Raw genomic sequence first — 12326 nt, forward strand, 5'->3', positions numbered from 1 at the left:
TGAGACGAACCTTCATCGCAAAAACTTACGGGCACTGCCAGAGCAAATCAAGCCTCCTCGGGTTTGTAGAAAATCCTGGAGATAAGGATGGAAAGCTCATACAAACCCAGGAGAGGGATCGCCATAAACAGCTGACTTAATGGATCGGGTGGTGTAAGAATCGCCGCAAACACCAGGATACCCACCAGTGCGAATTTGCGATGTCGCCTGAGAAAGGCGGGTGTCAGAATCCCGATGCGGGTGAGAATGAAGGAAATCACGGGAAGTTGAAAGACCAGCCCGGCGGCCAGGAGCATTGAGACCACATATCCCAGGTAGGCGTGAATACTGTAATTGGCTTCCACCATGCCTTTGCCCAGGGCGGTGAAAAACCGGAGGCTGAAGGGCAGCAGCACGAGATAGCCGAATGTGATCCCCGCCAGAAGAAAGCATGATCCGAATAGCACGATGGCAAGTGTGATGCGTTTTGAGGATCTGCCCATAGCTGGCTCTACAAAACGCCAAATCTGGTATATAACCACCGGACTGGCCAGGACGAGCCCGGCCATAAGGCTGGCGATGAGCTGCACCATGAACATATCGGATACCTTCAACGCCTGCAGGATTACGGGCTGGTTCAGTCGGAGAGCGGGAGCGGTCAGGAAACCGATGAGCCAATCGGCCTTGATAAAGGCCAGAATGGCAAAAAGGACAATGGCGCCCAGGCTTTTTAATATCCGCCAGCGGAGCTCTTCCAGATGCTCAAGAAAGGTCATTTCCTTGGGATCAGTCATCGCAGCTCAAGACATATCCAGAATAGTGCGTGCTAACTGGTAGGGTGTTATAGTGTCTAAACCGGCATCCAAGGCCTCGCGGCGTTCCGGGGTCCAGAAGCCTTCCATCACCTCCTTACTTACCAACGCTTCCACTCTCTGCCGCGCTCGCCGCCGACGTTTCTGGAGCTGGGTGCCGCTCGCCGCCAAATAGGACTGGTGTGACTCTATAAGCTGAAGCAGCTCTTCAATGCCCTCACCTGCCGTGGCTGTGGTCTGGCAGACCGGTGCTTCCCAACCCGCGTTGTCCTCTTTCAAGCTAAGCAGCTGCTCCAGAAGGTATCGCAGCTGACCGGTGCCCTCCCGATCCGACTTGTTGATCACAAACACGTCCGCTATCTCGAAAATACCAGCCTTCATCAGCTGGATATCGTCACCCGATTCCGGGACCAGGACTACCAGTGTAGTGTCCACCGCCTCCACTACATCCAGTTCAACCTGGCCGACACCCACAGTTTCGAAAATGATAATCTCGTACCCGGCAGCTTCCAGAACATCCCCTACCTCCTGGCTCCGGGCAGCCAGGCCACCCGTCTCACCCCGGGTGGCCATACTGCGGATATACACGCCCTCATCGAGCTGGTGGCGACTCATGCGGAGACGGTCACCCAGAAGGGCGCCACCGGTGAAGGGACTGGTGGGATCAACTCCCATAATCCCCACTTTTATTCCTGCCTGGCGATAGAGTTTGGTAAGCTGGTCTACCAGAGTGCTTTTACCCACCCCAGGCGGCCCAGTGATCCCCAGTCGGTAGGCGGTACCGGCGCGAGGGTAAAGGGCATCCAGCAGGTGGGAAATCTGCGGGGATTCATTTTCAATCTGGCTGATCACCTTCGCCAGGGCCAGGGAGGAACCTGCTAGAAGTTGCTCAACCAGGGTTAGGGCCAACGGCTTAACGCAAGCTTACCCCTGCGGCATCCGTCCGGATAGCCCGGATTGAAACCAAAGGGCTTATTATCCGAATAAGTGTGAGAAAGCGGCGTAGTCTCGAATGAGCAGGCGGCGGCCCTCACGCTCTACCAACCCCTTTTGCTCGAGATTTTTTAACATCCGCGACACTGTCTCACGACTGGTCCCGGCCATATTCGCGATATCCTGCTGATAGGGCAAGCGGTTGATGACTACCTGCCCCATCTTAAAAATACCCATGTCCTCAGCGAACCGGTGCAGTGCAATCCCTATCCGGTGCTCAGCATCAGACAGGGAAAGGGACTTGATCTGCTGGTCGGATTTTCGCAGGCGTAAGGTCATTTCCCGGAGGAGCTGGACCGATATCGAGGGAAAGCGCTCCAGGACATCGAGGAAATCCCGTCGGTTAAGCGTAAAAAGTACTGTATCTTCAATGGCCATAACGTTGGCCGAACGCCCCTGCCCGTCAAGCAGGGCCATCTCGCCAAAAAATTCCGAAGGACCGAGAATCGCAAGGATGACTTCACGGCCCTCCTCATTGAGCCGGGTAATTTTCACGGTCCCGGTTTCAATGATATATAGCGTGTCACCCTGGTCCTCTTCAATGACAATCATGGCATTTTTCGGGTAAGAGCGCCTAACCGTCATTCGCATAATAGTGCCCAGATCCTCATCACTCAACTCGGTGAAGATCGGAACCTCGCGAAGAATAGTCGCTTGGTCTACCATACTAAAAACTTATATTAACACGATCAATTAGGCAATTCTAATTATGTGCTTAACGCTATTTGCCTGATTATCTAATTATAATTAATTTTATAATTTGAAAAATGAAATGGAAAGTATTATTATGGAGCAACACTCATCAACCATTAAGCGGCATCGGCAATCGCTAAAGCGCAACGCGCGCAACCGCTCCGCCCGGTCGAAAGTCAAGACCTACATCAAAAAGGTGGAAGAAGCCACTACGAAGGATGCTGCTGAGACCGCCTTGAGGCAAGCTATCAAGGAATTAGATAAAAGCGCTAAAGCGCGGATCATGCATAGGAACCGGGCCGCCCGACTGAAATCCAGTCTCACCCGAAAGGTAGCCTCCCGCTTCGCATCGTAAACTATCTGCCTTCAGCGATCAGCAATCAGCGCTCAGTCCGTCAGCTGGCGGATCAATCTATACTTAGCCACCAACCCTATTTTATTAACACCAACTTGATGCTGTGGGTATATCCCAGCGTAACCGAACGGGCGATGTAGAGGATGGTAGGCACTTTCCGCCCCAGCAGATTGTAAACCGTCGCTACCACCTCCGTAGCCTCCGGCAGGTCACACTTCGCCCCTACAAGCCCCCAGTACCCAACTCCCGAATATTATCAATCTTCAATCAACAATTTTCAATATTCAATCTACGGTGCCCCCAGCCCCTAGCCACCAGGCCCTAATTTCACCTCCCCGTCGCCAGGTAGTTGGGTGACTCTTTCGTTACGGCCACTTCGTGGGGGTGGCTTTCACTGGCTCCAGCGCTGGTCACGCGGACAAACCTCCGTTTGGCCTGCAACTCTGCGATATTCGAGGCACCGCAGTAACCCATAGCCGACTGCAGTCCACCGATGAGCTGGTGGATCGTCTCAGCCACCGGTCCCCGGTAGGGCACTATACCCTCGATCCCTTCCGGGACCATTTTACCGGAAGCGGTGCCCTCCTGGAAGTAGCGGTCGCCGGAGCCCTCCTTCATAGCGCCTAATGACCCCATCCCCCGGAAAGACTTGTATCGCCGCCCGTCATAGAGGATGGTCTCGCCGGGGCTTTCATCCATGCCGGCGAAGATGCTCCCCAGCATTACCGATGATGCACCCGCTGCCAGGGACTTGGCAATATCGCCGGAAAAACGCATTCCGCCATCGGAGATGATAGGGATATCCGCCTTCCCACCGACTTCGGCGGCGTCCAGTACCGCAGTCAGCTGCGGTACACCAATCCCCGCTACAATCCGGGTAGTACAGCTGGCTCCGGCGCCAATCCCCACCTTCACGGCATCCACTCCGGCCTCGATGAGCGCCTGGGTCCCCTCAGCGGTGGCGACATTACCGGCAATAATATCGATCCCCGAGTGTCGTTTCCGCAGCTCCTTCACGGTCTGCAGGACCTTTTCGGAATGGCCGTGGGCAGTGTCAACAAAGATGACGTCTACCGCGGCAGCCACCAGCGCAGCGGCGCGGTCAAACGTATCTATTCCAGTTCCCACGGCGGCACCCACCCGCAGCCGGCCGTGGCTATCCAGGCAGGCGTTAGGGTGTTGCTCCTTCTTGAGAATATCCTTCACCGTAATGAGGCCACACAGCGCACCACCATCATCCACCACCAACAGCTTCTCTATGCGGTGCTGTTGGAGAACCGTCTTGGCCTCCTCGAGGGTAGTCCCTCTAGGTACGGTAACCAGGTTCTCGCTGGTCATCCGCTGCGAGATGGGCCGGGAGAGGTCCTTCTCGAAACGGATATCCCGATTCGTGAGGATGCCAACCAGATGGTCATTATCGACGATCGGCACACCAGAAATCTGATGCCTCCGCATGACCTCGAGCGCCTCCCCGATAGACTTATCGGGAGGGAGAGTGATCGGATCGAGGATCATCGCGCTCTCCGAGCGTTTCACCCGGTCAACCTCGGCTGTTTGCATTTCTATTGTGAGATTGCGGTGTAGCACGCCGATACCACCCTGCCGGGCCAGGGCAATGGCCATATCCCCTTCGGTAACGGTATCCATAGCGGCACTTAGAAAGGGAATCTTCAGGTGAATGGTTCGGGTCAATCGGGTTGAGACATCTACATCCTTAGGTAAAACGTTGGAATAAGCCGGCACCAGGAGGACGTCATCAAAGGTGATGCCTTCGCGTAATCTGTCAGCCACCTAACTGCACTCCTTTTTATGCATTTATTGAATAGTAACTATACGTTTCCGCTGATTTTCCATCATGGCAAGCCCGCGAATGTCAGCCTTGGTGATAAATCGGCGTCTCACAGCAGGGGTACTACCTGTTCAACGGCTTCGACGACGGCCCCGGAGGCGATGAGTTCGCGTGCCTGGGCGATATCCGGTGCGAGCGGGCGGTCCTCATCTAAAAACGGGACCCGCTCCCGAAGAATCCGATAGGCTGCCATCGCACCGCGCCCCGCTTCCAACCCACCATGAAAGTCCACTCCCTGGCAGGCCGTGACATATTCCAGGGCCAGGATATGCTCCAAATTATCCACCAGTTGGAGCAGCTTGCGACTGGCCCAGGCGGACATCGACACGTGATCCTCCTGGTCTGCACCGGTGGGAATAGTATCTACACTGGCGGGATGAGCGAGTGTTTTGTTCTCGGAGGCCAGCGCAGCCGCCGTGACTTGCATCATCATAAAACCGGAATTTAGACCGGGTTTTGAAATGAGAAAAGTAGGTAGACCAGCACTCCCGCTGAGCAGGGCAAAGATGCGTCGCTCGCTGATATTGCCCATTTCAGCCGCCGCCAGGGCTGCCAGGTCGCAGGCCAAAGCAGCGGCTTCGCCGTGGAAATGGCCCGCCGAGATCACCTGACCACTATCAGGGAATATCAACGGATTGTCGCTGACACTGGAAGCTTCGTTCAGCAACTGGCGGGTGGCAAAATCGAGGGCATCACGACAAGCGCCGTGGATCTGGGGCATGCAGCGCAGGCTGTAGATATCCTGCACGCGCTCATCTCCGTAGCGGTGGCTTTCCCGGATAGCACTCCCCTCCATCAGCCGATAGAGGTTGGCGGCGGAGACCTTCTGACCGGCGTGCTTCTTTAATTCATGCACCTCGGGTCGGAAAGGCTGGGGTGTGCCCGCCAGGCCATCCACCGATAAGGCACCCATAACATCCGCCACCTGCGCCAAATTCCGCAGCCGAATCATGGCCAGCAGTCCCAGGGCGGTGGAGACCTGAGACCCGTTAATGAGCGCCAGACCTTCCTTGGCTTGCAGGACCAACGGCTGAAGCCCGAGGCGCTCTATGGCCTGGACTGCCGGGGCAGGTGCGCCATTTAGAAGTACTTCCCCCTCACCCATTAAGGCCAGCGTCATATGTGACAGAGGTGCCAGGTCACCACTGGCGCCTACCGAACCCTGGGATGGGATCACTGGTAAGGCGTTGCCATTCAAAAAGGCCAGCAGTTGTTCCAAGACCTCCAGACGTACGCCGCTGTACCCTTGGCTTAATGAGAGAGCTTTTAGCAGCATAGTAAGTCGCACGGCCTCAGCCTGCAGGGGCGGCCCGACACCTACCGCATGGGAGCGGATGAGATTACGTTGCAGCGTTTGGTGCTCATCGCCGGATATGCGCACGGTGCTCAGCTTACCGAAACCGGTATTTATGCCGTAAATAGTTGTGGTTTTATCAGCGAGAATGTTCTCAAGGGTGAGGCGTGACCGGACAATCCGTTCACGGGCGCGATCGCTAAGGGCTACTGGGGGTGACGACTTTAAGAAATGCTTAAAGTCATTCAGTTGATAGTCTTTAATATCAATAAGGAACGATTTCAAACTTGAACCTTTGTATCAAAATAGCAATTGCCTTCGCTCAAGCCTTCTCTGGCTGAAATACGATCCCTTCCACCAGACTCGCAATGCGGTCGGGATAGCGGAAAGGTATCGCCTGCACAGGAAGGGCATCCAGGAAGAGTTGGCCGTAGCTGCGGCGGTAAACCCGGGAATCGGCAATGATGAATAGACCCTCATCACTGGAGGTGCGGATCAAGCGTCCAAAACCCTGGCGGAAACGGGTGATGGCATCGGGGATCTGGTACTCCTGGAACGGATTGTAGCCCTGCTCCTGGAGGTATTCGATGCGGGCTTCTACCACCGGTTCGGTGGGATTGGCAAAGGGCAGTCGGGCGATGATCAGCATTTCCAGCAGTTCACCGGGCAGGTCGATGCCCTCCCAGAAGCTGGCGGTCCCCAGGAGAATGGCTCGCGGATTCTCCCTGAAAGCTTCCAGAAGGCTCCTCCGACTGCTGCCGCCAAACTGGGTGATCAAGCGCCGCTGGCTACGAAATAGGCGCGGATGCAGAATGGCATGCACTGCCTGCACCTGGGCATAGGAAGTAAATAGCACCAGGAGCCGCCGCTCAATCTGGTCGGTCAGGACATCAATCAGCTCCGCCAGCTGCTGGGGATACTGGGGATCGGTCACGTCCACCGGCGTCTCCCAGCCCAGGACCACACATTGCTCACTATAATAGAATGGTGATGGAAACTCCCGCTCTTCCACTGGCCAGGCGTCAAAGTGCTCATCCAGGCCTGCCTCTCCGCGGAAGTAGTCGAAACTGGTGCCCACCTGGAGGGTAGCTGAACAGAGCACTGTCCCCGGCCGACGCTCAAACACCCGGCCCGAAAGAAACGCACCCACCGTCAACGGCGCGCACCGAAATTCCACCTGAACCTGATCGTTCCGGGCTTGAACCTCCCGCCAGAGGACATCGTCCCCGGTAGGCTCCTCCATGGCAATACGCTTGAAGGCCATATTCAGCACCGTGGCTTCTGAAAGGTCCAGCTCCAGGTCATTCACCAGCGACTCACTCAAGGCCATATCCGTTTTGGTGAGCAGCTTGTGCGTGTCTGCCAGCATCTGTGTAAGGGTATCCAGTGCCGCAGCGGTCGTTTGCACCTGGGCATCCAAGCCGCGGAACTCCAAGTGAGGATCTATATAGCGGCCCAATTGGGTGGCATACTTCCAGTCGGGATCGACCCTGATCTGGTTCTCGCAAACGTACGCCTCGAGCAGGTTGGCGGTTGCCTTTTGAAGGACTCGGGCGGCGGCCTGGAGCTCGGCATACCAGTCCTTCTCTTCGTCCAGCACCTGAAGGGCATCCCGCAGTTGCTTACGGAAGATCTGGCGGTAGCGACTGCCCAGGTAGTTGTCACACAGGCGGCGGACAATCCCTTCCCCGAATTCCATGGTTAGCGCCTCGGTGGTCACCCGCGGCAGGTGGTGGGCTTCATCCAGTACCAGTACATAATCTTCGGGCAGCAGGCCCACTTCCCCGGCGGCATCGGCGATGAGCAGGGCATGGTTCACCACGATAAGGCTGGCCTGCCGGGCGGCCCGCCGGATGGGCCCTAAAAAGCAACCGTGGTGGCGGCGGCAGGTATTGCCCAGGCAGAACCCCCGCTCGCTGCGCAGCATACGCCAGAGCCGCAGGCCCCGATGCGACAGAAAACCCGGACACTCGTCCACATCGCCCGTCAAGGTATGCAGCTCCCAGATGATGATCGGCAGAATGCTCTCGCAGTCCTCGGGCCCTAACAGGCGCTTAGCATTGGCCAGTACGAACTCCAGCCGGGTGCGGCACAGGTAATTGCCCCGCCCCTTGAGTATCACCGCCTTCACCGGCGCATCCAGTATGGTCACCAACCGGGGAATCTCCCGGTAGAACAGTTGGTCCTGCAGGTACTTGGTATAGCAGGAGACTACCACCGGCTGCCGATGCACGTAGGCATGGTTCACCGCCGGCAGCAGGTAAGCCATGGACTTGCCCAAACCCGTGCCCGCTTCGGCGACCAGGATCTGCCCATCTTCAAAGGCCCGGGCCACCGCCTCAGAGAATTCTGCCTGGATTGGCCGGGACTCGAACTGCTCCCAGCCGGCGGCCAGCGTCCCCTCTTCCCCGAAGAATACCTGTGCCGTCTGGGGGCCATAGTCGTCGCCGCGGCCATCATGCTCAAAGGTAGCCCGAGGTCTGTGGTACTCTACGGTAGAGCTGGTGAGCCCCTTAGTCTGGCCTGTAGAGGCCATCACATCGGCCAGCCGGACGTACAGGTGCTTGTTGGGGATATCCACATGCTGCTGCACGCCCAACAGGGATTGAATCACCGGCAGCGGATAGGCGGCCGCCTCGTGGACCAACTGCACGAAGATAAGACCCGTATTCAGAGCGTCGTTATAGGCCCTATGGGCCTCCTTGTGCTCAAGGCCATAGAAGTCACACAGGGCGGCCAGGTTGAAGCCGGTGTGGTGATAGAGAAACGTGCGGCTCAGGGTTATAGTGTCGTAAAGACGATTGGTGACCTTTTCCGGCCGGCCCAGGGCTCGGTAGACCCCCTGCAGGAAAGCCAGATCGAAGCGAATGTTGTGGGCCACCAGGGGGCTTCCCCCGATGAAATCCAGAAACTCCGGCCCCACCTCCTCGATGGTGGGCTCAGCGGTCACCATGTCATCGCTGATATTGGTGAGCTCTACGATCTCGGTGGGGATCGGCTCCAGGGGATTGACCAGCTGCTGGAACTCCGCTGCCGGCTCACCGTCGCGGAAGCGCACAGCCCCCAGCTCGATGATCTTACAGGTGCTGGCGTCCAGACCGGTAGTCTCGAAGTCGATGACGACAAAATCGTCCAGCTCAATTCGGGAGAGCAGTTCGGATGAGGTCATTGAAGTCAGTATCTACCCACCAATGCTCGCATAAAAGCCACCACCCGAAACGGCTATCGAGTTACCGTCTTCAGGAAAGTAAAGCTAGGACTTCAACGACACGTTCTCATAGGGAATTCAGGGCGATTGGCCGGCATTCAAGTCCACCTCTATAGCTGTCATCCTGGACCTTGCCCTGAGTCCCGACTTTACGTCGGGATCGAAGGGGCAGCGAAGGATCTCAACCCGAGCCTGACGGATGATAAACCCTGATATCCACCCCGTCTTCAGCAGGTAGAATGACGGCTCCTCTCTGGGCTGGAGTCAGGATTTGAAAACCGGTCGGCGGCCCGGTTCCAAAATCCAGATCCTGAAGTGGGATGCGGGATAGGTTAGTCACCAGCAGACCGTTGTTTGGCGGTACAACGTGCAATTCTTCCAGGACAGCCAGTCCCCTTTCCTGCCGAATACTCTCAAGCGTTTCCAGTGAATCCCATACAGCTTCTTCAGATATCCGATTGACTGCCTCTCGGACCAGCCTGGCCAGTTCCCCCAACGAGGCGCTTTCAAGACGCTCCAGGTCGATGGAAGCAACCGCAAGGAGGACGGCACAGCCGAAGTAGGTATCAGGCAGACCATCAAGCACCCGCCGGAAATCAACGGGCACGCTGGCATAGGCGGTGGGCGGAGCAGACCTCCTGCTCCACCGAGGAACGTAGTTCTTCCACAAGTACGCGGTAAGCACGTCATTGTGCGTCAGGCGTGCCTCGTGTTCAGCCTGTGCTTCTGACAGCAGCTGGTTCAGCGTCACCTGTGAGAGCAGTTGCCTCTCCCATCGAATCTGCTGCCGGGATAGGGTCTGCCGCTTCTCATGCCAGAAAATGCCGCACCGATTAAGAACATGCTCAGGTGTTACGGGCTCCTTGCCTGTAACCTCGGGTAGAAGAAACTCCCGCTGACACGCAGGAGGGGTAATCGGTTTCCCCCGGGAGATTCGTGCCCAACAGGACAGGAAATGGAAGTAGCTGAAGCCGTCAGCCAGCGCGTGTGAGATGCTCACTCCGAGAACAGATCCGTTGGGGGTCTGGGTGAGTCTGATCTTCGTCAGCGGTTCTCCCGCTACGGAATGAACCGATTCCAAGAATTGGGAGAAGTCCTCTGACTCTTCGAAGGTTGACGGTGAGCCAGTGATGTCAAGCACCAGTCCATCCTGAGTGGGCTCAAAACCAAGGGCGGTATCCGACAGCTGGATCAGCTTGCTCCGCAGGGGCGGAAAGTGAACGAGGGTTTCCTCGAGGCTGCTTTGCAGGCGCGCCTGATCAATCCTGTCCTTAAACGCGAATACAAACTCGATAGGATATGAGCCGGCACCGGTGAAAACATGATCTATCGGTGAAAGGGGGTATGTCTTCAAGGTTCTTTACTGATTTAGTTTTGCTATTAAATAATAATGTATATCCTTTATGCCACCCTTCTTCCAAGGCTTAAGACTGACAGCATTGTTGCCTGCTTATACTACCAGACAGCTGGCAGCAGGCGGTAGCGTACCCGTTCGGCATAAGCCGAATAGCCGTCCAACTCCGCCAATAGCGTCCGATCCTCCAGGGCGGTGCGGGTGACAATCAGCAGAACGATAAGCCCCCCGACGGCCAGGGCCCACAGTGAGCCCAGCATAACCGGCACGGTCAGCTCGAACAGGAGTGTTCCCACATAACCCGGGTGGCGCACGAAGCGGTACGGCCCGTTGGTTACAACGGTGTGCCCCCGCTCCTCCTGGATGCGGACGATCTGCGAAAAGAAGGCATTCACTGCCGTGGCCCACACTCCCAGGGCATAGCCCAGCACGGCTATCACGAGGGCCGCAATCTGGATGGCGAACGGTATCCCCGTGCTCCAGCCGAAGCGCAGATCCAGGCCCGCGACCACCAGCCGGACGATGGTAACGACGCCGACTATACTCATGATAACGGTATCCCAGGTCTTGGCCCCTTTTTTCGGCCCCAGGCGCTCGGCGATAAGCGGCGATCTGCGAGGTATCAGGACCAGCGCGTTGGCGCACACCCAAACAAAGGTCACAGCCACCAGGGCCCACCCCATCACCCAATCCATGCGCCCTGCGGCCAGGAACAGGATCACCCCCACCAGGGCCACCCCCAGGCACTCGCGCACCACCCAGCGGACGATGGTTAGGGTCGGGACGGGCCGGGGCTTCTGAGTATCAGCGGGGGAGTAGGTATTCATCAGGCTGCATTTTCATAACGCCCGAATATAAGCATCCCGTGATGATTTTGCATTCGCCGGATGCGCCCGGTGCACGAAAGGAAGCTGCAGTTGTTTGGATACTTCCCGTGCCGGTTCAGGGCGAAAAGCGTTAAGTTTGTCTATTGGATCTGCCACAGCCCGCGGACTTAACAAGGGCGCTGAAAGCAAACAATAAAAAGGTGAGCATGAACACCAACAAGCCTTCTGAAGAAACGCAACGCCCCGCTGAAAAGGCTAACCGGATCGGCTGGAAAGCCATCCTCCGTTTCGCGATCTACATCCTGATGATGCCTCTGGTACTCTTCCTGGCTGCGGGGACGCTGAACTGGATCACGGCCTGGATTCTCATCGGATTCACGATCGCTTTTACCGTTGTCAGCAGGGTCATCGTCGCCCTGAAACATCCGGACCTGCTGGCGGAACGCGCCCGCTACGCCGAGGCACAGGACGCCAAAGGGTGGGACCGGCTTCTCGTAACCCTTCTGGCCCTATACGGCCCCCTGGTGGTCTGGATCGTGGCCGGCCTGGACTATCGGTTCGGCTGGTCGCCGTCACTGCCGGCGGCCTGGCAGGCGGCTGCACTGGTGGTGATGGTGCTGGGCTACGGCGTGAGCGCCTGGGCCATGGCGGTGAACAAATTCTTCTCGGCCGTGGTGCGCATCCAGAAAGACCGGGGACACACCACGGTTACCACCGGTCCCTACCGCCTGGTGCGGCACCCTTCCTATATCAGCGGGATTCTGGCCTACCTGGTCCTGCCGGTGTTCCTGGGCACCCTGTGGGCGCTGGTGCCGGTGGGCGTCACGGCGATCCTCACCGTGGTGCGCACAGCCCTGGAAGACCGAACACTGCTGGCGGAGCTGGACGGCTATTCGGATTATGCCCAGCGCGTCCGCTACCGGCTAGTGCCGGGAGTATGGTGAGAGAATGCTGTCGAACCC

Annotated in this window: 10 protein-coding genes; 2 read left to right on the top strand and 8 right to left on the bottom strand. The window is 57.2% G+C overall.

The window, feature by feature from the left end:
- Positions 1 to 47 precede the first annotated feature (47 nt).
- The 3 genes from tatC to ACETWG_04765 all read right to left on the bottom strand — a co-directional run bounded on the left by tatC (position 48) and on the right by ACETWG_04765 (position 2450).
- Entirely contained in the window at positions 48 to 773 is a 726-nt protein-coding gene (gene tatC, locus ACETWG_04755) for a twin-arginine translocase subunit TatC (GenBank protein ID MFB0515900.1), read from the bottom strand.
- Positions 774 to 779: 6 nt separating this feature from the next.
- A complete protein-coding gene (gene meaB, locus ACETWG_04760; GenBank protein ID MFB0515901.1) occupies positions 780 to 1700 on the bottom strand; it encodes a methylmalonyl Co-A mutase-associated GTPase MeaB in 921 nt (306 codons plus the stop codon).
- Between the two features lie 66 nt (positions 1701 to 1766).
- Positions 1767 to 2450 (bottom strand): Crp/Fnr family transcriptional regulator, encoded by a 684-nt coding sequence (locus ACETWG_04765; protein MFB0515902.1) that lies wholly within the window; start codon positions 2448 to 2450, stop codon positions 1767 to 1769.
- Positions 2451 to 2571: 121 nt separating this feature from the next.
- Between ACETWG_04765 and rpsT the strand changes: the two genes are divergently transcribed.
- Entirely contained in the window at positions 2572 to 2832 is a 261-nt protein-coding gene (gene rpsT, locus ACETWG_04770) for a 30S ribosomal protein S20 (GenBank protein MFB0515903.1), read from the top strand.
- A gap of 327 nt (positions 2833 to 3159) precedes the next feature.
- Here rpsT and guaB read toward each other — a convergent pair whose 3' ends face one another.
- From guaB to ACETWG_04795, 5 genes are all read right to left on the bottom strand, one after another.
- The gene (gene guaB, locus ACETWG_04775) at positions 3160 to 4623 is read right to left on the bottom strand and encodes an IMP dehydrogenase (GenBank protein MFB0515904.1); all 1464 of its coding nucleotides are present in this window, start codon (positions 4621 to 4623) and stop codon (positions 3160 to 3162) included.
- Positions 4624 to 4730: 107 nt separating this feature from the next.
- Positions 4731 to 6260 (bottom strand): histidine ammonia-lyase, encoded by a 1530-nt coding sequence (gene hutH / locus ACETWG_04780; protein ID MFB0515905.1) that lies wholly within the window; start codon positions 6258 to 6260, stop codon positions 4731 to 4733.
- A gap of 37 nt (positions 6261 to 6297) precedes the next feature.
- Positions 6298 to 9144 carry a helicase C-terminal domain-containing protein gene (locus tag ACETWG_04785; protein ID MFB0515906.1) on the bottom strand — a complete coding sequence of 949 codons (2847 nt, stop codon included), beginning with the start codon at positions 9142 to 9144 and terminating at the stop codon, positions 6298 to 6300.
- A 220-nt stretch (positions 9145 to 9364) separates the two neighbouring features.
- Positions 9365 to 10537 (bottom strand): acyltransferase, encoded by a 1173-nt coding sequence (locus ACETWG_04790; GenBank protein ID MFB0515907.1) that lies wholly within the window; start codon positions 10535 to 10537, stop codon positions 9365 to 9367.
- Between the two features lie 101 nt (positions 10538 to 10638).
- Positions 10639 to 11364, bottom strand: coding sequence for an isoprenylcysteine carboxylmethyltransferase family protein (locus tag ACETWG_04795; protein MFB0515908.1), 726 nt, complete (start codon positions 11362 to 11364; stop codon positions 10639 to 10641).
- 206 nt (positions 11365 to 11570) lie between these two features.
- Between ACETWG_04795 and ACETWG_04800 the strand changes: the two genes are divergently transcribed.
- Positions 11571 to 12308, top strand: coding sequence for an isoprenylcysteine carboxylmethyltransferase family protein (locus ACETWG_04800; protein MFB0515909.1), 738 nt, complete (start codon positions 11571 to 11573; stop codon positions 12306 to 12308).
- Positions 12309 to 12326 lie beyond the last annotated feature (18 nt).

It is taken from the genome of Candidatus Neomarinimicrobiota bacterium (assembly GCA_041862535.1).
Lineage (GTDB): Bacteria > Fidelibacterota > Marinisomatia > SCGC-AAA003-L08 > TS1B11.

Coding starts and splice junctions, on each gene's coding strand:
- ACETWG_04765 (MFB0515902.1), bottom strand. CDS start 2,450: ATGGTAGACCAAGCGACTATTCTTCGCGAGGTTCCGATCTTCACCGAG.
- tatC (MFB0515900.1), bottom strand. CDS start 773: ATGACTGATCCCAAGGAAATGACCTTTCTTGAGCATCTGGAAGAGCTC.
- ACETWG_04785 (MFB0515906.1), bottom strand. CDS start 9,144: ATGACCTCATCCGAACTGCTCTCCCGAATTGAGCTGGACGATTTTGTC.
- ACETWG_04795 (MFB0515908.1), bottom strand. CDS start 11,364: ATGAATACCTACTCCCCCGCTGATACTCAGAAGCCCCGGCCCGTCCCG.
- ACETWG_04800 (MFB0515909.1), top strand. CDS start 11,571: ATGAACACCAACAAGCCTTCTGAAGAAACGCAACGCCCCGCTGAAAAG.
- rpsT (MFB0515903.1), top strand. CDS start 2,572: ATGGAGCAACACTCATCAACCATTAAGCGGCATCGGCAATCGCTAAAG.